Here is a 25665-nt window from a genome sequence, read left to right as displayed (position 1 = left end):
ATGGGTTGTGTAAGGATTAATTACACAACAAAATTACGAAAAACCTTTTTAATTATTGTTCTACAAGTAATTAATTTTCAATTGGTTAGTGCTAATACACTTTCTTCTCTCTTTGTTATTGTTCGACCAATGAGAATTTCTCAGCCAACTCCATATCTTCTTGACTAATTACTAATATTTTCTCTTCTTGCTCTTGCACTTTGTCGCCGTAGCCCAAAATCGTCATCATTCCTTCTCTGCCTTGTTCGTCGGCAAATAAGCGAGTTGTGATGGTTCCGTCTTCCAATCTGTCCACAATTACGTGTTTTGGAGCTGGAATCAAACAGTGTTGAATTCCACCGTAGCCACCCAAAGATTCTTGGTACGCTCCTGTATGGAAAAAACCCACAAATTGACGCTCTTGACCTTCTTCGTAAATTGGTAAATATAAATCTGAACTGTGTGCTTCGGTATTATAGAAATCCATCGAGTCGCAAGTCAAACCACCTAAATTTACTTTTTGGTATGGACTTCCCCAGTTATTGACAGGCAACATGATGTATTTTTGGTTCATTCCCCACGAATCTGGTAATTGCGTAATAAAAGAACCGTCAATCATGTACCAAAGCTCTTTATCGTTTTGTAATTTTTGGTCGATGATTTCATATAAAACGGCTCCACTTTCACCAACAGTATATGACCCAAATTCTGTAAACAAATTCGGAACTGGAACGTTATTTTTATTACAAATCCATGAAATAGATTCAACGATTTCATCAATCATCGACTGATAATCATAATTGAATTGTAGCGAAGTTTGAATTGGTAATCCACCACCTAAATCAATAGAATCAAGGTCTGGACAAACCTTTTTCATTTCGCAATATTTATAAATAAAACGGCTCAATTCTGACCAATAATAAGCACTATCTTTAATGCCTGTATTGATAAAGAAATGTAACATTTTTAATTTATAACGTTCGCTATTTTGGATTTTGTTTTTGTACAAATCCATGACATCAGAATATCTGAGTCCAAGACGTGATGTATAAAAAGCAAAGTCTGGTTCTTCATCCGTTGCAATACGAATTCCTAAATTTACCGTTTCAGCGGTTACCGATTTATCATAAAAATCAATCTCTTTTAGGTTATCTAAAATGGGAACGCAATTAAAGCCTTCGTTGATTAACTCGCTGATATACTGTGTATAAAGGGGTAATTTATATCCGTTGCAAAGAATATAAGTTGACTTAGAAATTTTATTTTTTGAATATAAATCTCTAATAATTGAAATATCAAAAGCTGATGATGTTTCGAGGTGAACATTGTGGCTCAAAACCTCTTCAACAATAAACTTGAAGTGAGATGATTTTGTACAATAACAATAAGTATAATTTCCTTTGTAATTGTACTTTTTGATGGCATTCTTGAAAAGTCTTTTTGAGTTTTCTATATGCTCACCAATTTTGGGAAGATACGTTATTTTGAGGGGCGTACCATACTGTTTGATAATGTCCATTAAAGGTACATTATTGAACAAAAGTTCATTATCTTGGTCAATATTGAATTCTAACGTTGGGAATTCAATCGTTTGGTCAATCAGGTCAATGTAGTTCTTCATCCTAAGCTAAAAAGCATAAATTGTTTGTTAGTATAGCTTACGGCATTTTGCGTTCAGCTACTGGATTTTAATGTTTTGTGATACAAATTGTTACTGAAATAGACAGTCGATTGCTGGTAACCGATTGCCAAGTATTCCCACAAAAAGCGTGCAAAAGTGCAATAAAAGTATGACCTTTGCAAGTAAATAAATTGTATTTATTTTATATTTAACGTTCTGATTGTAAAATTAGTTTATTGAGAGTGAAATGCAATTGACGAATGCGATTCTATACTCTACTTATCGCTATTCGCTTATCGCAAATTCGCTAATTTTTTTTATGCAAAAAATTCACTTCATTGCCATTGGCGGTGCTGCCATGCACAATTTAGCTATTGATTTACACAATAGAGGCTTTGTCATTACGGGTTCAGATGATGAAATTTATGAACCTTCACGAACATTATTGGCGGATAAAGGATTATTGCCCGCTGAAATGGGCTGGTTTCCCGAAAAAATCACGGCTGATTTGAGCTGTGTAATTTTAGGAATGCACGCTCGTGCGGACAATCCCGAATTGGCAAAGGCTCAAGAATTAGGCATAAAAATTTATTCTTATCCTGAATTTATTTATTCACAAAGTCTTCATAAACAAAGAGTTGTCATTGCGGGAAGTCATGGGAAAACAACCATAACTTCGATGATTTTACACGTTCTGAAATTCCATAATCGTCAGTTTGATTATATGGTTGGAGCAAGAATTGAAGGCTTTGACACGATGGCGAAACTCTCGGATGCACCCGTTATCGTGATTGAAGGAGATGAATATTTATCGTCGCCAATTGACCGTCAGCCTAAATTTTTGCATTATCATCCACACGTAATGTTGATGTCAGGCATTGCTTGGGATCATATCAATGTCTATCCAGATTTCAACGATTACGTTCATCAATTTGAACTTTTAGCCGATGAATTACCCAAAGCAGGAAGTTTTATTTATGATGAAACAGATGCTTTAGTAGCCAAAATTGGCTCGGTAGAACGTGAAGCAATAAAACGATTACCTTATCAGGCTCACGCAAGCAAAGTGCTTGATGGTAAAACATTCTTGATTTTACCGAATAAAAAAGAAATTGAAATAGAAGTTTTTGGAGAACATAATCTCAAAAATTTGAACGGTGCAAAGTTTGTTCTTTCTCAAATTGGCATTGAAGATGAAGAATTTTATGCAGCCATTCCATCATTTAAAGGTGCGGCAAAACGCTTGGAATTAGTTGGTCAAAATGAAGAAACCGTTATTTACAAAGACTTTGCTCATGCTCCTTCTAAGGTTGAAGCAACGACCAAAGCAGTAAAAGCCCAGTTTCCCAACCGTCAATTAGTGGCTTGTTTAGAATTGCATACCTTTAGTAGTTTGAATAAAGATTTCTTGGGAGAATATGCCAATAAACTCAATTCAGCGGATGTTCCAGTAGTGTATTTTAGTCCAAAAACCTTAGAACATAAAAAATTACCAGCCATCACGCCCGAAGACATTAAAGTACATTTCAACAATCCAAATCTTCATGTTTTCACGGATAATGAATCGCTGAAAACTTTCCTTCTATCACAGCGATGGCGTGGCTCGAATTTACTGATGATGTCGTCAGGGACTTTCAATGGGTTGGATTTTGGGAGTCTGGCAGGGGAGATTCTTCAATAAAATCTTTACAAAATAATTATATATTGAAGTGGAAATAACAGATTTAGAAGAATTAACTATGCATTATGGAGATTTTACGGATGCAAAAATTTATAGAATCGTATTTGAGCAGAATGAATATAGGACAGATGTAGTTTTACATCTTAGTACTCGCCTATTAACGTCAACGCAAGTTCAATATGATAGTATTATTTTAAAACTAATTGATGCAAAGGATATTAAATTTATTCAGCACTTTCAAGGCGAAAATTTTTACCCTTGGGCAGGAAATGTTTTAAAGTTTGAAGACAGGTATATTTTTGATTTTTCACCTTTCGATGAAAATTTAACATCTGTTGAAGAAATAAAGAAGTCAAACTTTTACATTATTTGTCAAAATTTTTTATTGGAAAGTAGTCCTAAGTGTTCGGTTTTATCGTAATTAATAATCTAAAATTGCTTTGAGTAAAACAGTAAAAAGTAAATTGACTGCAAAAAAAGAAAAATGTAGGTGAATTGGTTAATCAAAATACCCCTGATAGTAAATTCAAAGAATTATTACCACTTTTAGAACCTTTCTGCCGTCGTCTGTGTCTTCACAGACGACTTCATCGAAAATTTTAGTATAATGAAATTCAAAATCCTCCCATCCGATACCCTTTTACCTCATTTCTCTATACAAGAAGATGAGTTGGGAAAACGTATGGCTAATTTTCAAGGATTTCAGAATACTATTCAAGATTTTACTTTTTATACATCCAGTTCTGTGGTGTATTCTTCCAAAATTGAGGGCGTTGAAATTGAGTTAGATTCTTACTTAAAACATAAATTATTGGGTGTTAAATTTTTGGTGGATTATACCAAAAAAGCCGATGATTTATTTGAAGCCTATTCGTTTGCGAGAAGTAGAATTTTGAATGAAAAAAGCCTTTTAGAAGCTCATAAATTAATCACTAAAAACTTCCTAAGAGCCTCAGAAAGAGGACGATGGCGAGTTTCGCCTATGTTTGTAATGGGTGGAGAAAGAATATTGTACGTTGCCACCAATCCCGAACAAGTGAAGGGGGAACTTGTAAAATTTTTTGCCGATTTATCATTGCTTTTGAGAACAGAATTAAGCATTCGAGAGACGTTTTTTTATGCTTCGTTATTACATCTCATTTTCCTAAATATTCATCCGCTGAATGATGGAAATGGACGTACTGCAAGACTTTTAGAAAAATGGTTTTTAGCTTCAAAATTAGGCGATAAGGCTTGGCAAATCCCCTCAGAAAAATACTATTATCAAAACAAAAACGAATATTATCACAATCTACAACGCATTGGTTTTGAATACGATACAATGGATTATTTAAAAGCCTTACCTTTTGTAAATATGCTTGTAGCTTGTGTATAATACGAACTTTTAGTTCGTTCGTTAAAAATAAATTCCGATGCGGAAGCGTCGGGCAACAAAAAAATGAACCGTATTAAACAACTTTTCCAAGAAAAAACAAATAACATTCTTAACGTTTATTTTACCGCAGGTTTTCCTAAAATAGACGATACCACCGTGATTTTAAAGGCTCTTCAAGATGGCGGAGCAGATTTGGTAGAAATCGGAATGCCGTATTCTGACCCTGTGGCGGATGGTGAGACTATTCAGCAGTCAAACCAAGTGGCTTTGGACAATGGAATATCAGTAAAATTGCTTTTTGAGCAATTGGCAGGAATCCGTGAATCTGGTATTACCGTTCCTGTTTTATTGATGGGTTATGTAAACCCTGTGATACAATTTGGCGTTGAAAATTTCTGTCAAAAATGCCAAGAAGTTGGCGTGGACGGCTTGATTTTACCCGATATGCCAGCGAGTGTTTACGAAGAAGAATACAAAGCAATTTTTGATAAATATGGCATTTTAAATACCTTTTTGATTACGCCACAAACTGCCGACGAAAGAATTAGACACATTGATAACATCTCGGATGGTTTTATTTACATGGTGTCTTCGGCAAGTACAACGGGTGCCAAATCAGGTATTTCTACTGACCAAGAGGCGTATTTTGCTCGTGTAAATGCTATGAATTTGAAGAATCCTCGCTTAATTGGCTTTGGAATTTCAGATAACGAAACCTTTAAAAAAGCAGCTTCACAGGCAGCAGGAGCAATTATTGGTAGTGCTTTTATCAAATTGATTGGTCAGTCGGTAGATTTAGCAAGTGATATTAAGGCTTTTGTGAGTAGTGTGAAAAATAGCTAAATTTTGACCAATGGATTTTGGAAAACTTTCAAAATATGATGTAGAAAAAACAGATTTTACCTTGAAACCCGATAATGCTTTTAATGCCAAAGCATTGTCGGGAACAAGGGTTATAAATCCTGTCATCAAAGTAGGTTGCCCCGTTTGGTCGAATAAAGATTGGAACGGGAAAATATACTCTCACAATGCTAAAACGCCTGATTTTCTGAAATTATATTCACAACAATTTAACACAATTGAGCTGAATGTTACGCATTATCAAATTCCAAATGATGAAACAATTGAGCGTTGGAAATCTGAATCAAGTCCTAATTTTACTTTTTGTACAAAATTTCCCCAAGTAATTTCTCACGATAAATTATTGCAAAATGCCGATGGTTTGACGGATGAATTTTGTCGCCAAATCTTGAAATTAGACAATAAATTAGGAATGCCCTTTTTACAATTAGCTCCTTATTTTACGCCCAAACAGTTTCCTGTTTTTGAGAAATATTTGAGACAATTGCCTGAAAATCTGAAAATTGCGATTGAATTTAGAAATGAAGATTGGTTCAAAAATGAAATGATTTGGCAAGATGCTTTAACACTTTTGAATAGTTTGGGACACGCAACGGTAATTACTGACGTGGCTGGTAGGAGAGATGTTGCCCATCAAAGTTTATCCATACCAAAGGCGGTTATTCGTTGGGTTGGTAATGAACATCCTTCTGACTATCAACGGATTGATGAGTGGGTTCAAAGAATCAAATTATGGCTTGAAAATGGTTTAGAAGAACTGTGGCTTTTTGTCCATATTTGTGAAAATACCATTGCCCCAGAAATGGCTAATTACTGGATTCAACAGCTTAATTTGCATTGTGGATTGACGATTAAAGAGCCGAAGTTTTTGCCTAAAGTCGAGCAAATGAGTTTATTCTAAGTAAAATGTAAATTTAAAAGTACCAAATATTAGTCGCTGAACTTCCCGAAAGTTTGTCCAAGTCAAATGTGGTACATTATTTTTGCAATTACCCTTAAAAACAAAATAGCCAACTTCAAAAAGTTGGCTATTTTGTTTTTATCGTTGTTTCATCAATTTCGCTTCAATTGTCTGTTGTGTATGAGGAACGGCTCTGAGGCGTTCTTTCGGAATTAATTTTCCCGTATCAATACACACGCCATACGTTCCGTTTTTGATACGGATAAGGGCATTTTCTAATTGCGTAGCAAATTTCTGCAAACGTGCTGCTAATTGGCTCATGCTTTCTTTCTCTGAACTATCAGCTCCGTCTTCCATCAATTTTGAACTTCCACCTGTTACGTCAGTACCTGGGTCATTACGTTTATGAAGTGCTTCACGAATGTAGTTTAATTCAGCTCGAATATCGTCCAATTTTTTAGTGATTAATTCCTCAAACTCTTTAAGGTCTTCACTCGAGTATCTGGTTTTTTGTTCTACTAATGTCTCCATCTTAACTTTCGAATAGGGTTTATGGGTTCAAAAATAAGGATTCTGTCGACTTTGAAATCGTCTGTCCGTAAAAATTTTCATAAAGATAAAATCAAATTATTTTAAATATCAATATTTCAAGAATTAATTAAATTTTTTTAAAATTTTATGATTTCTTAATTCGTGTATTTTACCAATGATTATTTGGTGAAATCACCAATCTCCCATAAAGTTAAAAAGTAAAATACAAAAACACTTCAAATTTGTGCTTTTTGCCTGAAAATCAAGTATTTCTACTTAAAATAAAAACACTTGATTTATTCATTTCAAAGGTTGTAAGTTTGTGCAAATCATCAATAAACGCATCTAAAATGGCTTGTTTGTAACCTTTGGTCTATTAGTCGAAAAGTTTTAATAATAGATAACGACCGTCTTGAATTATGATAATTTATGGATTCCCATTTTCAAATTTCATGAATTATTTATTTAGGAGGTAACAAATAAGCGATTGCAGATGGTTTTCTTTAAACATGACATACATAGAACCTGCTCCAATTAAGGACAAAGAAAATCCATTGGAATCCATGATGCAACGCTTTGATAAGGCGGCTGAACTTTTGGGAATTTCCGATGAAATGTATTATATCTTGAAAGTACCAGCTCGTCAAGTGACCGTTGGACTTCCTATCACAATGGATAATGGCTCGATTCGAGTTTTTGAAGGGCATCGAGTTTTACATTCCAATATTTTAGGGCCGGGAAAAGGCGGTATTCGTTTTGACCCAGATGTTAATTTAGACGAAGTTCGGGCTTTAGCTGCATGGATGACGTGGAAATGTGCCGTTGTGGATATTCCTTATGGTGGTGCAAAAGGCGGAATTGCTTGTAACCCACGTGAGATGTCGGCAGGAGAAATGGAACGCCTTATGCGTGCTTATACCGTTTCGATGTTGGACGTTTTTGGTCCTGACAAAGATATTCCTGCACCCGATATGGGAACTGGGCCACGTGAAATGGCTTGGTTGATGGACGAATATTCAAAAGCGAAAGGAATGACGGTAAACGCAGTAGTAACGGGCAAGCCTTTGGTTTTGGGTGGTTCATTAGGGCGTACCGAAGCAACAGGGCGTGGTGTGATGACTTCGGCTTTGGCAGGAATGGATAAATTGAAAATTAATCCCTACAAATCAACGGCTGCCGTTCAGGGTTTCGGAAATGTAGGTTCGCACGCAGCGGTATTGTTGCACGAGCGTGGCGTGATGGTAAAAGCTATTTCGGATATTTCGGGAGCGTATTATAACGAAAATGGGATTGACATTGAAGGGGCAATAAAATATCGTGATTTGAACAAAGGAACGTTAGAAAATTTCCCAGGAGCTGAGAAAATCACCAATGAAGAATTACTTACGCTTGATGTGGACGTATTAGTTCCTGCGGCAAAAGAAGACGTAATTAATAATGAAAATGCTCCTTATATCAAAGCGAAAATGATTGTTGAAGGGGCAAATGGCCCTACTTCGGCATCAGCAGATGATATTATTAACAACAAAGGAATTTTGGTTGTACCTGATATTTTGGCAAATGCAGGAGGCGTAACGGTTTCGTATTTCGAGTGGGTACAAAATAGAATTGGGTATAAATGGACTTTAGACAGAGTAAACCGCCGTTCGGATAGAATTATGAAGGATGCTTTTGATAAGGTATTTTTGACTTCTCAACAATTTAATGTGCCAATGAGAATTGCAGCGTATATCGTAGCGATTAAAAAAGTTTCGGATACTTATAAATTTAGAGGGGGATATTAACAGTTGGTTATTGGGGATTGGTTACTGGTTATTAGTTTATCTCAAATTAGTAAAGTAATCAAATCCCCAATAACTAATAACCAGTAACCGATAACTGATAACTGTTAACTGATATGGCTATTTCTTTCAATAAATCAATATTTTGTTCAATCCCATTTCCTACCACAATGACATCAGCACCTGCGGAAAGAGCGTTTTTTGCTTTTTTTGCGGTATTAATTCCCCCACCCACGATTATTGGCGTATCAACTGATTGTCTGACTGCGGCAATCATTTCTGGAGAAACAGGGTTTATCGCTCCCGAACCTGCATCAAGATAAGTTAATTTTAACCCCAACATTTCACCTGCCATTGCGGTGCAAGCCGCAATCCCCGCTTTGTCGTGCGGAATGGGTGTTGTATTTGAAATATAAGAAACCGTTGTTGGTTTTCCGCTATCAATTAACATATAGCCTGTTGGGAGGATTTCTAAGCCACTTTTTCGTAAAAGAGGAGCGGAAATAACGTGTTGACCAATTAAAAATTCTGGATTTCTACCTGAGATGAGCGACAATAATAAAATAGCATCTGCTTGATTATCAATGTGTAAGCTATTTCCTGGAAATATAATAACAGGGATATTCGTTTGTTTTTTGATTTGGGTAATAACTTCTGAAATTACATAATTGGTAATCAGACTGCCACCCACAAAAATATAATCAGCACCGTATTCCGTGCAGAGATTCAATAGATTTGAAAAGTTATCAAGATTTACCTTGTCGGGGTCAATCAATACGGCAAAAGATTTTTGACCTTGAGCTTTTCGTTTGTAAAGGTTATTTAGTAGATTTTGGGTCATTATTTTCTTTTAAAATCGCCAACGCTTCCATGATTTTGTCTTTGGCAATAGCCATTACAAAGGCAATCATATAGCTTTTGATTGACGAAACTAACCACGATTCTTTATCTTTTTCTTTCTTAACAACTACTGGTAAATTCGGATTTTCAACCACAACTTGGGCTGTCTTTTTCTTTTTTGAATCGGAGGTAAACAAACTAAAAATCACATAAACTCCTGCCAATGCCGTACCCACAATGAGGGCGGTTGTGCCAATACGTGCGGCTTCAGATTTGAGGTCATTTACTTGACCATCAATCGTTTTTTTATATGCTTGTGCCTCTTTATGTAGTTGTATTTTACGTTCTGAGGTCTTTTTCGGACTTACTGTTGGAAACATAATTGTAATGGTTTGAATCTCTGTATAAGATAAAAACTATCCAAAAGTACAAAAATTGCCTTTTCGATGGAAAAAAAGTTTCGATTAACGCTTGTAAACAGGTTTTAACAATTAGTATTCTTCATCTTTCAGAATATCATCTTCCTGTTGTGCTGTTGGCAAAAAACGTTTTAAAATCAAAAATGCAATGCCTATAATGATAGCTAATAGGATAGTAACAATCAAAAAACCGAGATAGTTGCTTGCTAAAATATGGTTCAAAAATAAAGCCAATGTTAGCAAAACAAAAATGAAAAACATTGCTCCTGACAATACCAAAATAGCAATAATCGCTACTTTTTTGATGGTATCTTCAATTCTTTCTTGAACCTCAACCTTTGCAATTTCGATATTGGTTTGGACGTATTTGTACAGATTGTCAACCAATCCGTTTGGGTCTAATATTTTCATCTGATTAAATGTATAGTTATTTTCAAAGGTATCAGATTGAGACACATAGTCGGAACGTCTAAATTTCTTTAAACTTCAAAATTCTTTCAGATAGCCGTTTCATGGAATAAAATTAATTAAAAAAGCGTATCCCACAGCAAATATCCATTCAAACTAATGATAATGACGGCAATAATCCAAGAAGTAATCTTCAATAGATTTGAGTTTACAAATTCGCCCATTTTTAGTTTATCGCTCGTAAACATGACTAACGGCACAACCGCAAAACTCAGTTGAAGTGACAAAATAACCTGACTCAATACCAATAACTCTCCTGTGCCTTGTTCTCCATAAAGAACCGTAACAACAAGGGCAGGAATAACGGCTACTAAACGAGTAATCAAGCGTCTGAGCCAAGGTTTTAGACGAATATTCAAAAATCCTTCCATCACAATTTGTCCTGCCAATGTACCCGTTAGCGTAGAGTTTTGTCCCGATGCCAAAAGAGCAACGGCAAAGAAAATTCCTGCAAACTTTACGCCCAAAACGGGGTCAAGTAAATGATAAGCGTCATGAATATCAGCAACATTTTGATTTCCCGAATGATGAAATGTAGCTGCCGCCATAATTAAAATGGCTGCGTTGATAAAAAAGGCAAGCGATAAAGATAAAGTAGAATCAATCGTTGCGAAATATATTGCCGAACGTTTACCTTCTGAGTTTTTTTCAAAATTTCGAGTTTGTACAATACTTGAATGAAGATACAAATTATGAGGCATCACGGTTGCTCCCAAAATCCCGATAGCCACATAAAGCATCGCTGGATTGGTTATAATTTCGGGTTTCGGTAAAAGATTACCAAATATTTGAGAAACAGACGGTTGAGAAACAACGATTTCATAAGCAAAACAACAAAAAATCATGAAGATTAATGAACCAACAATGCTTTCCAAAGTTCGAAAACCCTTTCCTTGAAAATAGAGTAAAACCAAAACATCCAATACTGTAATGATTACGCCAACTGTTAGAGGAAGTCCAAACAATAGATTAAGAGCAATGGCAGAACCAATAACTTCGGCTAAGTCGCAGGCAGCAATGGCAATTTCGCAGAGAATCCAAAGAATGATTGCAGTTGGTTTTGAATACGCATTTTTACAAGCTTGAGCTAAATCTTGCCCTAATACAATGCCTAATTTTAAAGAAAGATGTTGAAGTAACATCGCAAAAAGATTAGAAATTAGAATAACCGAAATGAGTGTGTAGCCAAATTTTGCACCTCCAGCAATGTCAGTTGCCCAATTTCCAGGGTCCATATATCCAACCGCCACCATTAATCCAGGGCCAGTATAAGCCCATAATTTACGCCAGAATGAGCCATTTTTAGGTACATTTATCGACGCATAGACTTCTGGTAATGAATGATTTGTATCGTTATTTTCTATTTTCATTTTTCATCAATCAATTTGTATTACTGTAAGTTACGCAAAAGTATTTTCAAATATATTCAATTCAAAACATTTTTTTAGACTAATCTAAAATTTATTTATTATGTTGAAAAATAATATCTTTGTCATAGGTAGGTATTAGGTTGTAGGTATGAAGTATTGAGTAGTAATCTGTTTTCTACTTTATAGTTCATCATTCATACCTCATAATTCATACCTAAATCCTAAACACGAAGTCATGATTTCATTTACTGAAGAAAATTACTTAAAGATTATTTACAAACTGTCTGCTGAAACTGAAAGCGAAATCAGTACGAATGCAGTTGCTGAGCTAACACAAACGAAGGCAGCTTCTGTAACGGATATGTTACGAAAACTGTCAGAAAAACAGTTGGTTAGTTACCAAAAATATCAAGGAGTTCGACTAACTGAAAAGGGGGAAGAAGTGGCGTTGAAGGTTATCAGAAAGCACCGTCTTTGGGAAGTTTTTTTAGTAAATAAATTAGGTTTTAATTGGGATGAAGTTCATGAAATTGCGGAAGAGTTGGAACATATCAATTCGGAGGAATTGGTACAACGTTTGGATGATTTTTTAGATTGTCCACAGTTTGACCCACACGGAGACCCCATTCCTGATAAAGATGGGAAAATGCCAGAATTGGGCTATAAAAATCTATCGGGTATTGCTGTAAATCAGCCAGTGGTAATGATGGGAGTGGCACAACATTCAACGAGCTTTTTGCAATATTTAGCAAAAATTGGTATGAATTTGGGCGTGAATATTACCATTTTAGAAATTAATGATTTTGACAAATCAATGACCATAAATAATGGAGGAAACTCAAATTATTTTATTAGTAATGAAGTTGCCAAAAATATATTGGTCAAAAAGAAATAAGAAATTTGACATAACAAAAAAAAGACCTAATAAAGCCGCCACTTTATTAGGTCAAAAAATTTGCGTTGTTAAAACGCATGACAAAAATATGAAAAGTGAGACTTAAATCAAGGTCTTTTGAAGTAAAACTTATGTAAATAAAGGAAAAATTACATGAGTAAAGAATATAAACGATAAATATGTCGAAAAAAAAGGATGAAATTGTATAGAGAATGTTTTTCTCGCACCATAAATTATATTTTTATCTACTATATTGACAAATTTAAGTTAAACCCAAAGAATAAGTAGTTAATCTAAGTATTTTAGGTCGTTAACTTCATCTTTTAAGTTCACTCCGCTTATTTTCTTTGTTTTCATTTCAGTCAAAAGATACAATATTTTTTGTGAAGCGGCTTCTGAACTCATGCCTTCAGGACGAATGTTGGACACACAATTTCTGCTTTCGTCAGTTACTCCTACTCGTGGGTGAAGTGTGAGATAAGCCCCCATACTATTGGGAGAAGTTAGACCAGGACGTTCTCCGATAAACACAACGACAATCTTTGATTTTAGTAAAAATCCAATCTCATCTGCAACTGCTACTCGTCCTTGTTCTACAAGGCAGATAGGAGCAATAGTCCAATTTATTTTCTTGAGTTTTGCTATGATATTTCCTAAGACATTTGTGATGTTTTGATTAATTGCTTCAGCAGAAAGTCCATCAACAACGACAAAACAAATGTCTGATTCTTCTACGTTTATTTCCTGTAAAATCTTCCGAGAATCTTGGCTCAATGTTCGTCCCAAATCAGGTCTTTGTAAATATTCAGAACGATTCTCTACCCTGCTTTTAAGAGTAATAATTGGCGAGTCTAAAATTATTTTTAGTGATTCTTGTAATACTGGAATATCCAAAACTGAATAAACGGCATCACGAGCTTGGGCGTGGTCTGCCTGAAATTTTAAAAGTTCAGTCGTTGGAAAACTATGTCCTGCACGTCCACGAGCAATACGAGCGGGCGTATAATTTTGGAGAAATTGCCAATGGTCAATTTGCATGAAATTGGAGTTAAGTTTCGGAACTATAAACTATTTGTCGCAGACAAGATTAGACCACAGATTTAACAGATTAGACGGATTTACACTGGGACGCACAGTCAGATTATTCTTGATTTTATCAGACTGTGCGTCCCAGTGAAAATCTGTATTATCGGTGGTCTGATTTTATCTTCCGACAAACTCTTTACAGTTCCGTTAGGTTTTGGGGTGAGGAATGCAATCTATACGGTCATAAATATTGAAACGACTCCTTAATTTTAAAGAATTAAGAATGATATTCAAATATAGTGATTTTCGTGGAATCTTGCCTGAGTCATTATGGATAACAACGGATGAAAATGGTTGGCTTGAGTAGATTTTCTTTGTATATTTGACGAATTTCTTAACAATAAAAACACTGCAACTATGCTCGCTAAAACCTTCGGAAGTGCCGTTCACGGCGTTGATGCTACAATAATTACTGTGGAAGTTAGCGAAGGACAAGGACAACATTTCTACATTGTGGGACTGCCAGACGGAGCAGTCAAAGAGTCGGAACAGCGTGTGGAATCTGCCATTAAACAAGTCGGATATTTTTTCCCAAGAACAAAAGTCGTGGTTAATCTTGCCCCTGCGGATATTCGTAAGGAAGGCTCTGCTTATGATTTGCCCATTGCTTTGGGTATTGTTCACGCTTCCGTTCAAGCCAATTTGAAAGAATTGGAAAACTATGTAATTATGGGAGAATTAGCCCTTGATGGTTCACTTCGCCCAATTAAGGGAGTTTTGCCAATTGCCATCGAAGCTCGTAAAAGAGGATTTAAAGGTTTTATTTTACCAACTGAAAATGCAACGGAAGCATCAATTGTGAATAATTTAGACGTTATTGGCGTAAAAAATCTAAAGGATGCGATTGACTTTTTACGTGGTTCTCTGCAAATTGAACCTTTAATTACGGATACAAGAGATATTTTTGCCAGTTCCCAAAATGATTACGATGCCGACTTTTCGCACGTGCAAGGACAGGAAAATATCAAAAGAGCCTTAGAAATTGCAGCCGCAGGTGGACATAATGCTATTATGATTGGACCTCCAGGAGCAGGGAAAACGATGCTGGCAAAGCGTATTCCATCAATTTTACCACCACTTACACTGCATGAAGCTCTGGAAACTACCAAAATTCACTCAGTTGCTGGAAAATTGGGAACAAAAGCAACCTTAGTTTCTACTCGTCCGTATCGCTCGCCACACCATACTATTTCAGATGCTGCTTTGGTAGGAGGAGGGAGCAATCCTCAACCTGGAGAAATATCCTTGGCACACAATGGCGTTTTGTTTTTAGATGAATTGCCAGAATTTAAAAAATCGGCTTTGGAAGTGATGCGTCAGCCCTTGGAAGATAGAAAAGTGTCGATTTCAAGAGCAAGATGGGCGGTTGAGTTTCCATCAAGTTTTATGCTCATTGCCAGTATGAACCCTTGTCCGTGTGGATATTATAATCATCCTGACAAAGAATGTGTTTGTGGACCAGGAGTTGTTCAGAAGTATTTGAATAAAATATCAGGGCCACTATTAGATAGAATTGATTTACACGTGGAGGTAACGCCTGTAAAATTTGAACAATTATCGTCCAATAGAAAATCAGAATCATCGGAACAAATACGTGAAAGAGTTATTAAAGCACGTGAAATACAAACTCAAAGATTTATAGATTACCCAGAAATATATTCTAATGCCATGATGCCATCGCAAATGGTGAAAGAAGTTTGTGTCATAAACGATGTCGGTAATTTATTGCTTAAACGAGCCATGGAGCGTTTGCAATTATCGGCTCGTGCTTATGACCGTATTTTAAGGGTTGCTCGTACCATTTCAGACTTAGCTGGTACTGAAGATATTAGAACTGAACATATTGCTGAAGCTATTCAATATCGTAGTTTAGATAGAGAGAATTGGGCGGGATAGTTTTGTTGATTACTTGATGTGTAATAAACATCGAACATCAAGTAATCAACACCTAAATTAAAACATCTTATTCCAACCGAAACGAATGAGTAATAACATTCCGACAAAGCCAATGGCAATGTAATGAAACGGAACGTAAGTAATGGCGTAAATGCGTAGTCTATCTACAAACCACATAATGCCAATCATGGCAAAAACTAAGGTCACAAATCCCGATAATTTCCCGAAAGCAGGCACGTATTCAAAAGGAATATTTCGTTTAATAATGATAAGCGTTCCGACCATCGTGATGATTGGTAAAATCTGGGTAATCAGATTCATATCCCAAATACTTTGACGCTCAAAGAGAAATAAATACATATTCAAGGTAATTGCAAAAATGCCTGGAATACAAGCTAAATAAGCCAAAACGGCATAAAAATGACGGTTTGGACTTTGTTGTGGAAGCGTATTGGGATTTTGCCAAATGCTAATCAGAAATGTCAATAAGGGTACACACAAAAGAAACCACAAAAGTAAAGAAGGATTAGCGGAAATATTGGCAAAAATGTCTCGTAAAGTCATTGTGGGAAAAGTTTAATAATTTTGGTTAAATTGCTCATCTAAAAAGATTTTAGCATGAAAACTATTATTTGATAAAAACAAAAGTATGAAAATTGATATTAAAGATTTTGAATTTTTGGGCAATAAAAAATTCGACATAAAAAAATCTGATACTAAAATTAAGGATTTTTATCAATCGGAAGAAGATTATAATACACTGATGGCTGAACTCCGTGATGAAATGGATAAACACCAAAGCTTGATGTATGCCCACGACCGTTATTCAATGCTTTTGATTTTTCAGGCATCTGATGCAGCGGGTAAAGATGGAACAATTAAAGCAGTATTGTCAGGTGTGAATCCAGCAGGAGTAGAAGTACACAGCTTTAAACGTCCATCAGAGCAGGAATTAGCCCATGATTTTATGTGGAGAAATACCCTCAAAATGCCCGAAAGAGGCAAATTGAATGTCCATAATCGGTCTTATTACGAAGAAACTTTGGTGGTAAAGGTTCATCCCGAAAACTTGACAAATTATCAAAAAATTCCCGTTGAATTTACCAAAGACTTGGATAAAGTTTGGGAGCAACGTTATGAAGATATTTGTAATTATGAAAAATATTTATCTCGGAATGGAACAGTAATTTTGAAATTTTATTTGAATATCTCCAAAGAAGTACAAGCTGAACGTTTGATTGAACGCATAGAAGACCCAACCAAAAACTGGAAATTTGAGGAAGGAGACGTAAAAGAACGTGATTTTTGGAAGAAATATCAGAAGGCTTACGAAGAAATGGTCAATGAGACGGCTTCAAAAAATGCACCTTGGTACGTAATTCCTGCCGATGATAAAAAGAATATGAGATTGATTATCAGTACGATAATTCTGGAAAAAATGAAAGAATTAAAAATGGAATATCCAGAAAATACACCTGAGCGTCAAGTAATTTTGCAAGGATTAATCAACCGAATTAATGAACAGAATTTAGAGTAGTTGTTGATGAGATTATGAGTTAAAAGTTTATCAGTTAGGGGTTTAAGAGTTTATGAGTTGAGGGTTTTAAATTTGCTTTCGGCACATTATCAAATAAGGTCGTATCTTTGCAGTATAAATTTTAATAATCAACAGAAAGCCAATAGCTTAAAGCCGATAGCCAATAGCTATTTTAGAATACCATGCGACTGAATTTCAAAGACTTAATTATATTCGAAAACGACGATTATATCCTTATCAATAAACCTCCTCATGTAGCATCTTTAGACGAACGTCAAGCTGATAATTCCCTGAGTATCTTGCGAATGGCGAAAGAATATGCCGATGATGCACAGTTGGCTCACCGTTTGGATAAAGAGACTTCAGGTGTGTTGGCAATTGCTAAAAATCCAGCTTCGTATCGTCATCTTTCTATGCAATTTGAGCATCGTCAGGTAGCCAAAAGATACCATGCCGTAACCAATGGCACACACGATTTAGACATGATTTCGGTGTATTTGCCCATCGCTCAAAAACGTGATGGAACGCAAGTAGCCATTGACCGTCAGAAAGGAAAAGAAGCCGAGACAATTTTTAATACCCTAAAAGTTTACCGAAATCATACTTTGGTAGAATGTATGCCTATTACGGGACGGATGCACCAAATACGGATTCACTTAGTTTGTTTGAAAGCTCCAATTGTTTGTGACCCCACGTATGGCGGAGAAATGATTTATTTGTCGGATTTAAAACGAAAGTTTAATCTCAAAAAAGAAACAGAAGAACAGCCTTTGATGAAAAGAGTGGCATTACACGCTCGTTCGTTGACCTTTAAGTTAATGAATGATGAAATTGTCACGATAGAAGCACCTTATCCAAAAGATTTTGACGTTTTGGTAAAGCAGTTAGATAAGTTTTCGTAATTTTGTAAGAGTAGCTGGCTTCGTAGTTCAATGGATAGAATGTGGGTTTCCGGTACCTAAGATGAAGGTTCGATTCCTTTCGAGGCTACAATGTAAATCCTAATTGTCTAATTATTAGATGATTAGGATTTTTTATTTTTAAATCATTTTCAATTCAAAAATGTACAATCTAAAACAGGCATTATTGCAACTCGAAAACCCAGAAAGAGCTACTCAAATGGCTCGGTATTTCAAAACGGGAAAAGGGGAATATGCCGAAGGGGATGTATTTCTCGGTTTGTCTAATCCGCAAGTGCAGGCTTTGGTAAAGGAATATTGGAAGAACATGGCTTTTGCTGATATTCAAGAGCTTCTTGATGATAAAATCCATGAATTGCGTTTTGCTGGCTTGTTGGTTTTAGTCTCAAAGTTTCAAAAATCTACTGAAATTGAGCGTCAAGAAATCGTCTATTTTTATCTCAAAAACGTAAAACAAATCAATAATTGGGATTTGGTGGATTGTTCTTGCTATAAAATTTTGGGTAAATTCTTGGTGGATAAAGACCGCCAGATTTTGTATGATTTAGCCGAAAGCGGACATCTTTGGTCGGAGAGAATAGCGGTAGTTTCTACGCTCGAATTGATTCGGAATGGACAGTTTTCGGATATTTTTCAATTATCTGAAAGATTTCTCTCTCACTCTCATGACTTGATGCACAAAGCCTGTGGTTGGATGCTGAGGGAAGTTGGCAAACGAGATGAATTGGCATTGGAAGAATTTTTGGATGAACACATCCATCAAATGCCCCGAACGATGTTGCGTTATGCCATTGAACGGATGGAAGAAGGGAAGAGATTGGGATATTTGAAACAGTAAACAATTAACAGTGAACAGTTATCAACAAACTGAGAAGTTTGAGAACTTGAATAGAAACTGTTTACTGTTAATTGATAACTGTTTACTGAAAATTATCCAATTGCCATTTTTACTAAATCAGCCGTGTTTTTGGCTTGGGTTTTCTTCATCATATTGGCACGGTGATTATCAACCGTTCTGATACTTAGAAACAGTTTATCTGCAATTTCACGACTATTATAACCTTGTACAATCATACCCAGAATTTGTTTTTCTTTAGGTGTGATTTTTTGGAAAATAGGACGATTTTTATCGTCTTGTACCTCAATGGTTGTTTTGGCTAATAGTTCATCTATAATTACTTCTGAAATTTCGGGGGGGAAATATTTTCTACCTTCCGACACAACCTTAATCGCTCGCATTAATTCTTCTTTGCCTGTGTCTTTTAATAAATAACCACTTGCTCCATTCTCAACTGAATTGACAATATATTCTCGATTATTGTGCATTGAAAATATTAGAATTTTTACTGAAGGATAATCTGTTGAAATAATTTTTGCTGCCTCAATACCATTCATTTTAGGCATCGTTAAGTCTAAAATAACGACATTTGGCAATAATATTCCAATTTTTTCAACGGCATCCAAACCGTCAGAGGCTTCTCCAATTACCTTTACATCCTCTTCATCCTCCAAAAGCATTTTCATGCCTTTTCTTACAACATCGTGGTCGTCCGCTAATAATACAGTGATTGGGTTCATAAGTTTATTTTTGTTTTAGTTTGCAATTTGTTTACAGTCAGTATTTTATATCAACTTTTCGTATTTTGTCCATCCAAAGGGATGCTTACATTGATAGTTGTACCTTTGCCAATTTTTGATTGGATTTTGAATGAACCATGCAGTAATTCAGCTCGTGCTTGCATATTTTTTAATCCACTTCCACCAACTGTTTTTCTTTTTTTAGGGAGCTCAAATCCTTCTCCATTATCTATAATAGCTAATTTTACAAAGTTTTCGTTATTGGTTATTTGAACGTTGATTAAGGTCGCTTTTGAATATTTCACGGCATTATGAATTGCTTCTTGTGTAATTCGGTATAAACAAGTTTCAACTCCTTCCGACAAACGAGGAAGTTTAATTGATTGAAAGTCAATTTTAATTTCAGACATTTTAGAAACCTGTTCGCTCAAAATTCTTATTGCTGGCACAACTCCAAAATCACTTAAAACGGATGGGGCAAGATTGAACGAAACTGTTCGAGTGGTTTCAATTGTTTCTTGAATTAACTTTTGTAATTCTTCAAAAGATTTTGCCTGTTTTACATTGGCAAAATTAAAACTTTTTACTTTCTCACTATGTAAGCGTAAACCCGTTAACATTTGCCCGATTCCGTCGTGGAGGTCAGCCGCTAAACGTCTTCTTTCGCTTTCTTGTCCTTCAATCAAAGACGCTGCTCGTACTTTTTCTTCGGCTAATTGAAGTTTATATTTTTCCTCTGTGGCTTGTACTAATGCTTCACGAGTTTTGATGAGCGTTTCGTTAGTTTGGCGAAGATTACTTTCTGAATCCGTCAGTTTTTTGATGACTAATCGAATATTATTTGCCATCGGGCGGAAAATAAATGCTCCTTCTAAAACTAAAATACTGAATAACAAAATGAATAAAAAAAGCTCAACTTTCTTGGTTGTATCTACCCGATTTCTGGATTCTAAATCATACTGAAATACAATTTTATTCATAATTTGCAAAAATGCTCTTTCATTTACAAGTATCTGATTAAGAGAATGTTGTAAGACTTCCTGTTGATTATTTACAGGCTTCTGAATTGCTTTATTTATATTTTTTGCATTTACTAAAATTACCCTAAAAATAGGGTCGATTTCCCGAAACATACTGTCGGTCTTTTCGCTATTTCTTACGGTATAACTTTTGCCGTCGGTTTTGAGGTTTTTGTTTTTTAATCCTTCGTGACTTTCTTCCCAAAGTGATATTATATCTTTAATGTCATTTGAATAATACTCAGCATCAGCTTGAAAAACCTGTGGACGGCACAACAATATTGCCGTTTTTGATAATCTTTGGCTCAACATTCTTTGTCGTCCAGCAATATTGACCACGTGCGAATCATCAAGCAAAGAATTCAAAAATACTTGAATTAGTATTTGCCCTATTAACGACAATAACGCTACCGCTAAAAGTGCGATAACGTATAGTCGTGTTAATCTTTGAAATATTTGAGTATCAAGTGGGTTTGAGCCTTGATATGTGAGTTTATTATATATTTTTTTTATCATAGGACGGCTATGTAAAAAGTATCATGTACTAAATTCTAAGTATTTGGAGAAATACAAACCATTCTGGGACATCTATACTTGATACTTAGGACTTTTACACTACTCCTTATTATTCCATTCCAATAAAAATTTGTCCGTTTTCTACTTTTACAGGATAAGTTTTAATTACGTAATCATCACCACTTAAGCATTCGCCTGATTTTAAAGAGAATGTTTTTTTGTGGAATGGACAAGCAACTTTTGGTTCTGCTTCAGCACCCGTTGAACCAATCATTCCTCTTGATAGAGCCATTTGCTGACGGTGTGGACAAAGGTTTTGAGTTGCATACCATTCGCCACGTCTGGCAAAGTTATAAATCGCTACTTGTTCGCCTTCAATTAAAGCACAAGCACCACCATCAGCAGGAATATCTTCTGTATTGCACGCTAAGTGCCACGTTATTGTTTGTTCTAAAACCATTGATTTATTTTATTTGTGATTTAGTGATTTAGTGAATGATGATTGATGAAAAAACACTCAATCATCATTCACTAAATCACAAATAAAAAACTATTTCCATTCTGCGGCTTTTACCATTTCACGCATTGGTTCAAATTTAGCATTGGGGTCTTTTACTTTCGGAGCGTTTACGAAGTGTGTAAAACGCTTACGTAATTCTGGATTATCAACAACTTCTTTCCACTCGCATTTGTAAGCCTCTACCAAAAGATTCATTTCTGAGTCCCAAGTTTCGCCCATGCCCAAAACATCGTCAATCACTACTGATTTCAAATAATTGATACCGCCTTCCATTTTGTCTAACCACGGAGCAGTACGAGTTAATGGCTCGGCAGTTTTGATATAAAACATCAAGAAACGGTCAATGTATTTTAAACAAGTTTCTGAATCAATATCGGTTGCTAATAATTCTGCGTGACGTGGTTTTACACCACCGTTTCCGCAAACGTATAAGTTCCAACCTTTTTCAGTAGCAATAATTCCGAAGTCTTTTGATTGAGCCTCTGCACATTCACGAGTACAGCCCGAAACCGCTGATTTTAATTTATGTGGTGAACGTAAACCTCTGTAACGCTCTTCAACTTCAATGGCAAAACTTACGGCATCTTGTACTCCAAAACGGCACCACGTTGAACCAACGCATGATTTTACCGTTCTCAATGATTTTCCGTAAGCATGACCCGACTCGAAACCTGCGTTCACTAATTCTTCCCAAATCTCAGGTAAATCACTCACATGAGCTCCAAATAAATCTATTCTTTGTCCACCCGTAATTTTGGTATAGAGATTATATTTTAAAGCGACTTGTCCGATAACAATCAATTTCTCAGGTGTAATTTCTCCGCCTGGAATTCTTGGAACAACCGAATAAGTACCATTTTTCTGAATATTTGCTAAGAAACGGTCGTTAGAATCTTGGACGGTAGCGTTGCCTTTTTCCAAAATCATTTCGTTCCATAAACTTGCAATAATTGAGGCTACTGCTGGTTTACAAACTTCGCAACCATCGCCTTTCCCTAAATTATCTAAAACGTCATTATAGGTTTTATAACCTTTAATTTTCACTAAATCGAATAATTCTTGGCGAGTATAATCAAAGTGTTCGCAGAGAATATTTCTTACAAAAACACCTTGCGACTTCATCGTTTCATTGATTAAGTCCTTCACCATTGGTACGCAACCACCGCAACCCGTTCCTGCTTTTGTGCATTTCTTGATGCCGTCGAGCGTAGTAACTTGATTTTCTACAATTTCATGACAAATTGCTCCTTTCGTAACGGCTTCACAAGAACAAATCAGAGCTTCGTCTGGCAATGCCATCACACCCGATGCTCCGCCTTCTGAACCACCTCTTGAACCCAGCATCAAATCTTCAGGGTCGGCAGGAAGAATAGTTTTGTTTTTGGTGTTTTGCAAAAGCATATTATATTGTTCTGCATCACCTACCAAAACGCCACCTAATAAATATTTGCCATCATTTGAAATATTGATTCTTTTATAGATTCCTTTTGCCGAATTTTCAAATACAATTGTTTGAGCATTTGGTTCTTGAATGAAGGCATCTCCAAAACTTGCTACGTCAACACCAATTAATTTTAATTTGGTTGACATATCAAAAGGCATAAATTCTTTTTCGCCACCCACAATTTTAGTAGCAACTACTTCAGCCATTTCATAACCTGGAGCAACTAAGCCATAAATCATGTGGTGAGCCAAAGCACATTCGCCAATGGCAAAAATATTTGGGTCAGACGTTTGTAAAGCATTATCAACCACAATTCCCCCACGAATACCCACTTCCAAACCTGCCACTCTTGCCACTTCGTCACGTGGTTTAATACCCGCAGAAATCACAAGCATATCAACATCTAAACGTGAACCGTCTGCAAATTGCATCGCTTCAATTACGCCTTCTCCTACAATTTCTTGGGTATTTTTATTCAAATGAATTTGTAAACCAAGCGTTTCCAATTTTGCTTGTAAAACTCTTGAGCCTGCCTCATCAATTTGTCTTGGCATCAATCTCGATGCAAATTCTATCACATGAACTTCTTTTAAGCCTAAATCTAAAAGAGCCTTTGCTGCTTCCAAGCCTAAAAGACCGCCACCGATAACAGCACCTTTTGTTGCTTTTTTGGCGTGGTTTTGCATCAAGTCCAAATCTTCGATGGTTCTGTAAACGAAAACGCCATCTTTTTCAACGCCTGGAATTGGCGGTACAAATGCACCCGAACCCGTAGCCATTACTAAATAATCGTAACCTTCTACAATACCATGATGTGAACGAACTGTTTTGGCATCACGGTCAATATCCACAATTGGGTCAGATAATATTAAGTTGATGCCATTTTCTGCATACCACGAAGCAGGTGCCATTGTCAAATCTTCAACGGTTTTTCCAGCGAAGTATTCTGATAAATGAACACGGTCGTAAGCAGGTCGAATTTCTTCACCGAAAACAATGATTTCAAATTCTTTAGCTATGTCTTTGGTTATAAGTTTTTCACAAAATTTATAACCAACCATTCCATTTCCAACGACAATAATTTTCTTTTTCATATTAAGATTTTGTCAAAATGATTAATAATAAGAAGGTATTAAGTATTTTTTTGAAGCGACCTAAATAAGTAATATTTTAATATTGAGTATAAATACTTATTAAATATTTCCCTGTCTTAATTACTCATGCTTCCTTAGTTATTTAGGTTACGTATATCTTCAAATTGAGTGTTTATAACTATTTCAAGATAAAATTTAACAATTCAATAATTGTATTTATTTTATAACCTATTTCAAATAAATTTCCTTTAAATGCTTGATTTATGGTTCAAATTTAAACCTAAAAATTGGTATTTTACAATTATTTTGAAAAAATTAATTAAAAAATGAACTTAAATTTTGGATTTTAACATTTTTATGCAACTTTTGTATCGAAATCAACACTAAGTATTTACAATCAGTTGAAAATAGAGTAAAAAAACTCAAGAATATGAATATTCCAAGATTAACTTTAATTGGTGCTGGCCCTGGAGATATTGAGCTAATCACACTAAAAGGAATAAGAGCTATCAAGTCGGCTGATGTGATTTTATACGATGCTCTTGCCAATGAGGAATTATTAGAATACGCTCGTCCTGATGCTTTAAGAATTTATGTAGGCAAACGTTTAGGCAAATATGTTTACACTCAGGATGAAATTAATTATAAAATTGTAACGCTTGCTTTGGAATACGGACACGTGGTGAGATTGAAAGGTGGTGACCCATTTGTGTTTGGTAGAGGCTTTGAAGAAATAGAATATGCCAAAGCTTTTAATGTAGAATGTGAAGTTGTTTCGGGAGTAACCTCTGCCATTTCAGCACCTGCTTCGGTGGGAATACCAGTAACAAGTAGAGGTTTTTCAGAAAGCTTTTGGGTGATTACGGGAACGACCAAAAAAGGAGAATTGTCAAGAGATATTGCATTAGCCGCTCAGTCAAGTGCTACAATCGTAATTCTGATGGGAATGAGTAAGCTAAGTGAAATTTGCGAAATATTTGCTCAAAATGGAAAGTCAGAAACACCAATGGCAATTATTCAAAACGGAACTCGTAAAAATGTAAAGTCAGTAGTTGGAACGGTTTCTACAATTATTGAAAAATCAGTTTCTGAAAAAATATCAAATCCAGCCGTTATCGTAATCGGTGAGGTGGTTAGTTTAAGTGAACAATTCAATGAACAATTAATAATTAATAATTATCAATCGAGAAAGTAAGCAACAGAATTTCAATCTTGTTTACAACCTATTAATTATTAGCTGAAAATATTTCCCTTCAACAAAAGGTTGAAAAATGTCTCTCGTGGGGGCGAGAAGATGTTAAATTTTAGAGTCTCTGAAAACAGATACTCATTT

At 35.6% G+C, this 25665-nt stretch carries 24 protein-coding genes and 1 tRNA gene; 13 read left to right on the top strand and 12 right to left on the bottom strand.

Annotation, left to right across the window (positions count from 1 at the left end):
• Window positions 1–115: 115 nt before the first annotated feature.
• A complete protein-coding gene (locus VB796_RS11335; RefSeq protein WP_323346659.1) occupies window positions 116–1600 on the bottom strand; it encodes an arginine decarboxylase in 1485 nt (494 codons plus the stop codon).
• Window positions 1601–1919: 319 nt separating this feature from the next.
• On the opposite strand from VB796_RS11335, the gene VB796_RS11330 reads away from it, so the two are divergent.
• From VB796_RS11330 to VB796_RS11310, 5 genes are all read left to right on the top strand, one after another.
• Complete coding sequence (locus VB796_RS11330; protein WP_323346658.1) at window positions 1920–3281, top strand: UDP-N-acetylmuramate--L-alanine ligase; 1362 nt, start codon at window positions 1920–1922, stop codon at window positions 3279–3281.
• A 28-nt stretch (window positions 3282–3309) separates the two neighbouring features.
• Entirely contained in the window at window positions 3310–3702 is a 393-nt protein-coding gene (locus tag VB796_RS11325; protein ID WP_323346657.1) for a hypothetical protein, read from the top strand.
• Between the two features lie 186 nt (window positions 3703–3888).
• Window positions 3889–4656 carry a Fic family protein gene (locus tag VB796_RS11320; RefSeq protein WP_323346656.1) on the top strand — a complete coding sequence of 256 codons (768 nt, stop codon included), beginning with the start codon at window positions 3889–3891 and terminating at the stop codon, window positions 4654–4656.
• Between the two features lie 63 nt (window positions 4657–4719).
• A complete protein-coding gene (gene trpA / locus VB796_RS11315; RefSeq protein ID WP_323346655.1) occupies window positions 4720–5499 on the top strand; it encodes a tryptophan synthase subunit alpha in 780 nt (259 codons plus the stop codon).
• A gap of 10 nt (window positions 5500–5509) precedes the next feature.
• The gene (locus VB796_RS11310) at window positions 5510–6418 is read left to right on the top strand and encodes a DUF72 domain-containing protein (protein WP_323346654.1); all 909 of its coding nucleotides are present in this window, start codon (window positions 5510–5512) and stop codon (window positions 6416–6418) included.
• A 138-nt stretch (window positions 6419–6556) separates the two neighbouring features.
• Here VB796_RS11310 and VB796_RS11305 read toward each other — a convergent pair whose 3' ends face one another.
• Window positions 6557–6949 carry a TraR/DksA family transcriptional regulator gene (locus VB796_RS11305; protein WP_323346653.1) on the bottom strand — a complete coding sequence of 131 codons (393 nt, stop codon included), beginning with the start codon at window positions 6947–6949 and terminating at the stop codon, window positions 6557–6559.
• Between the two features lie 509 nt (window positions 6950–7458).
• On the opposite strand from VB796_RS11305, the gene VB796_RS11300 reads away from it, so the two are divergent.
• Window positions 7459–8733 carry a Glu/Leu/Phe/Val dehydrogenase gene (locus VB796_RS11300; protein ID WP_323346652.1) on the top strand — a complete coding sequence of 425 codons (1275 nt, stop codon included), beginning with the start codon at window positions 7459–7461 and terminating at the stop codon, window positions 8731–8733.
• Window positions 8734–8806: 73 nt separating this feature from the next.
• On the opposite strand, the gene VB796_RS11295 is transcribed toward VB796_RS11300, so the two are convergent.
• From VB796_RS11295 to VB796_RS11280, 4 genes are all read right to left on the bottom strand, one after another.
• Window positions 8807–9571 carry a geranylgeranylglyceryl/heptaprenylglyceryl phosphate synthase gene (locus tag VB796_RS11295; protein WP_323346651.1) on the bottom strand — a complete coding sequence of 255 codons (765 nt, stop codon included), beginning with the start codon at window positions 9569–9571 and terminating at the stop codon, window positions 8807–8809.
• Window positions 9549–9950 carry a hypothetical protein gene (locus VB796_RS11290; protein ID WP_323346650.1) on the bottom strand — a complete coding sequence of 134 codons (402 nt, stop codon included), beginning with the start codon at window positions 9948–9950 and terminating at the stop codon, window positions 9549–9551. Before VB796_RS11290 ends, VB796_RS11295 begins: the two co-directional genes overlap by 23 nt.
• 111 nt (window positions 9951–10061) lie before the next feature.
• Window positions 10062–10400 carry a phage holin family protein gene (locus VB796_RS11285; RefSeq protein ID WP_323346649.1) on the bottom strand — a complete coding sequence of 113 codons (339 nt, stop codon included), beginning with the start codon at window positions 10398–10400 and terminating at the stop codon, window positions 10062–10064.
• Between the two features lie 116 nt (window positions 10401–10516).
• Complete coding sequence (locus VB796_RS11280; RefSeq protein ID WP_323346648.1) at window positions 10517–11827, bottom strand: Nramp family divalent metal transporter; 1311 nt, start codon at window positions 11825–11827, stop codon at window positions 10517–10519.
• A gap of 235 nt (window positions 11828–12062) precedes the next feature.
• Between VB796_RS11280 and VB796_RS11275 the strand changes: the two genes are divergently transcribed.
• Window positions 12063–12722 (top strand): metal-dependent transcriptional regulator, encoded by a 660-nt coding sequence (locus VB796_RS11275; RefSeq protein ID WP_323346647.1) that lies wholly within the window; start codon window positions 12063–12065, stop codon window positions 12720–12722.
• A gap of 288 nt (window positions 12723–13010) precedes the next feature.
• Here the strand turns inward: VB796_RS11275 and eutC are convergent, their stop codons facing one another.
• Window positions 13011–13760, bottom strand: a complete 750-nt coding sequence (eutC, locus tag VB796_RS11270; protein ID WP_323346646.1) for an ethanolamine ammonia-lyase subunit EutC — start codon at window positions 13758–13760, stop codon at window positions 13011–13013.
• Window positions 13761–14165: 405 nt separating this feature from the next.
• Here eutC and VB796_RS11265 point away from each other — a divergent pair, with 405 nt between their 5' ends.
• Window positions 14166–15704 (top strand): YifB family Mg chelatase-like AAA ATPase, encoded by a 1539-nt coding sequence (locus VB796_RS11265; protein ID WP_323346645.1) that lies wholly within the window; start codon window positions 14166–14168, stop codon window positions 15702–15704.
• A gap of 57 nt (window positions 15705–15761) precedes the next feature.
• Here VB796_RS11265 and VB796_RS11260 read toward each other — a convergent pair whose 3' ends face one another.
• Window positions 15762–16268 (bottom strand): hypothetical protein, encoded by a 507-nt coding sequence (locus tag VB796_RS11260; RefSeq protein WP_323346644.1) that lies wholly within the window; start codon window positions 16266–16268, stop codon window positions 15762–15764.
• 85 nt (window positions 16269–16353) lie between these two features.
• Between VB796_RS11260 and VB796_RS11255 the strand changes: the two genes are divergently transcribed.
• The 4 genes from VB796_RS11255 to VB796_RS11240 all read left to right on the top strand — a co-directional run bounded on the left by VB796_RS11255 (window position 16354) and on the right by VB796_RS11240 (window position 18999).
• On the top strand, window positions 16354–17241 hold the full coding sequence (locus VB796_RS11255) for a PPK2 family polyphosphate kinase (RefSeq protein ID WP_323346643.1): 888 nt from the start codon (window positions 16354–16356) through the stop codon (window positions 17239–17241).
• 182 nt (window positions 17242–17423) lie between these two features.
• Window positions 17424–18143 (top strand): RluA family pseudouridine synthase, encoded by a 720-nt coding sequence (locus VB796_RS11250; protein WP_323346642.1) that lies wholly within the window; start codon window positions 17424–17426, stop codon window positions 18141–18143.
• Between the two features lie 16 nt (window positions 18144–18159).
• Window positions 18160–18231, top strand: a tRNA-Arg gene (locus tag VB796_RS11245).
• A gap of 72 nt (window positions 18232–18303) precedes the next feature.
• Window positions 18304–18999 carry a DNA alkylation repair protein gene (locus VB796_RS11240; RefSeq protein ID WP_323346641.1) on the top strand — a complete coding sequence of 232 codons (696 nt, stop codon included), beginning with the start codon at window positions 18304–18306 and terminating at the stop codon, window positions 18997–18999.
• A 92-nt stretch (window positions 19000–19091) separates the two neighbouring features.
• Here VB796_RS11240 and VB796_RS11235 read toward each other — a convergent pair whose 3' ends face one another.
• The 4 genes from VB796_RS11235 to nirB all read right to left on the bottom strand — a co-directional run bounded on the left by VB796_RS11235 (window position 19092) and on the right by nirB (window position 24332).
• Window positions 19092–19739: a response regulator transcription factor gene (locus VB796_RS11235; RefSeq protein WP_323346640.1), complete on the bottom strand. Its 648-nt coding sequence runs from the start codon at window positions 19737–19739 to the stop codon at window positions 19092–19094.
• A 50-nt stretch (window positions 19740–19789) separates the two neighbouring features.
• Complete coding sequence (locus VB796_RS11230) at window positions 19790–21274, bottom strand: ATP-binding protein (RefSeq protein WP_323346639.1); 1485 nt, start codon at window positions 21272–21274, stop codon at window positions 19790–19792.
• A 109-nt stretch (window positions 21275–21383) separates the two neighbouring features.
• Window positions 21384–21734 carry a nitrite reductase small subunit NirD gene (gene nirD / locus VB796_RS11225; protein WP_323346638.1) on the bottom strand — a complete coding sequence of 117 codons (351 nt, stop codon included), beginning with the start codon at window positions 21732–21734 and terminating at the stop codon, window positions 21384–21386.
• A 90-nt stretch (window positions 21735–21824) separates the two neighbouring features.
• Window positions 21825–24332, bottom strand: a complete 2508-nt coding sequence (nirB, locus tag VB796_RS11220; protein WP_323346637.1) for a nitrite reductase large subunit NirB — start codon at window positions 24330–24332, stop codon at window positions 21825–21827.
• Window positions 24333–24762: 430 nt separating this feature from the next.
• On the opposite strand from nirB, the gene cobA reads away from it, so the two are divergent.
• Entirely contained in the window at window positions 24763–25527 is a 765-nt protein-coding gene (cobA, locus tag VB796_RS11215; protein WP_323346636.1) for a uroporphyrinogen-III C-methyltransferase, read from the top strand.
• Window positions 25528–25665 lie beyond the last annotated feature (138 nt).

The sequence above is a fragment of the Arcicella sp. LKC2W genome (assembly GCF_034931005.1).
Taxonomy (GTDB): domain Bacteria; phylum Bacteroidota; class Bacteroidia; order Cytophagales; family Spirosomataceae; genus Arcicella.
This window is presented reverse-complemented; position numbering and strand designations above follow the sequence as displayed.

Coding starts and splice junctions, on each gene's coding strand:
- VB796_RS11335 (WP_323346659.1), bottom strand. CDS start 1,600: ATGAAGAACTACATTGACCTGATTGACCAAACGATTGAATTCCCAACG.
- VB796_RS11230 (WP_323346639.1), bottom strand. CDS start 21,274: ATGATAAAAAAAATATATAATAAACTCACATATCAAGGCTCAAACCCA.
- nirD (WP_323346638.1), bottom strand. CDS start 21,734: ATGGTTTTAGAACAAACAATAACGTGGCACTTAGCGTGCAATACAGAA.
- VB796_RS11240 (WP_323346641.1), top strand. CDS start 18,304: ATGTACAATCTAAAACAGGCATTATTGCAACTCGAAAACCCAGAAAGA.
- VB796_RS11305 (WP_323346653.1), bottom strand. CDS start 6,949: ATGGAGACATTAGTAGAACAAAAAACCAGATACTCGAGTGAAGACCTT.
- VB796_RS11300 (WP_323346652.1), top strand. CDS start 7,459: ATGACATACATAGAACCTGCTCCAATTAAGGACAAAGAAAATCCATTG.
- VB796_RS11265 (WP_323346645.1), top strand. CDS start 14,166: ATGCTCGCTAAAACCTTCGGAAGTGCCGTTCACGGCGTTGATGCTACA.
- VB796_RS11295 (WP_323346651.1), bottom strand. CDS start 9,571: ATGACCCAAAATCTACTAAATAACCTTTACAAACGAAAAGCTCAAGGT.
- eutC (WP_323346646.1), bottom strand. CDS start 13,760: ATGCAAATTGACCATTGGCAATTTCTCCAAAATTATACGCCCGCTCGT.
- VB796_RS11275 (WP_323346647.1), top strand. CDS start 12,063: ATGATTTCATTTACTGAAGAAAATTACTTAAAGATTATTTACAAACTG.
- VB796_RS11260 (WP_323346644.1), bottom strand. CDS start 16,268: ATGACTTTACGAGACATTTTTGCCAATATTTCCGCTAATCCTTCTTTA.
- VB796_RS11320 (WP_323346656.1), top strand. CDS start 3,889: ATGAAATTCAAAATCCTCCCATCCGATACCCTTTTACCTCATTTCTCT.
- VB796_RS11330 (WP_323346658.1), top strand. CDS start 1,920: ATGCAAAAAATTCACTTCATTGCCATTGGCGGTGCTGCCATGCACAAT.
- VB796_RS11280 (WP_323346648.1), bottom strand. CDS start 11,827: ATGAAAATAGAAAATAACGATACAAATCATTCATTACCAGAAGTCTAT.
- nirB (WP_323346637.1), bottom strand. CDS start 24,332: ATGAAAAAGAAAATTATTGTCGTTGGAAATGGAATGGTTGGTTATAAA.
- VB796_RS11235 (WP_323346640.1), bottom strand. CDS start 19,739: ATGAACCCAATCACTGTATTATTAGCGGACGACCACGATGTTGTAAGA.
- VB796_RS11290 (WP_323346650.1), bottom strand. CDS start 9,950: ATGTTTCCAACAGTAAGTCCGAAAAAGACCTCAGAACGTAAAATACAA.
- VB796_RS11255 (WP_323346643.1), top strand. CDS start 16,354: ATGAAAATTGATATTAAAGATTTTGAATTTTTGGGCAATAAAAAATTC.
- cobA (WP_323346636.1), top strand. CDS start 24,763: ATGAATATTCCAAGATTAACTTTAATTGGTGCTGGCCCTGGAGATATT.
- VB796_RS11250 (WP_323346642.1), top strand. CDS start 17,424: ATGCGACTGAATTTCAAAGACTTAATTATATTCGAAAACGACGATTAT.
- trpA (WP_323346655.1), top strand. CDS start 4,720: ATGAACCGTATTAAACAACTTTTCCAAGAAAAAACAAATAACATTCTT.
- VB796_RS11310 (WP_323346654.1), top strand. CDS start 5,510: ATGGATTTTGGAAAACTTTCAAAATATGATGTAGAAAAAACAGATTTT.
- VB796_RS11285 (WP_323346649.1), bottom strand. CDS start 10,400: ATGAAAATATTAGACCCAAACGGATTGGTTGACAATCTGTACAAATAC.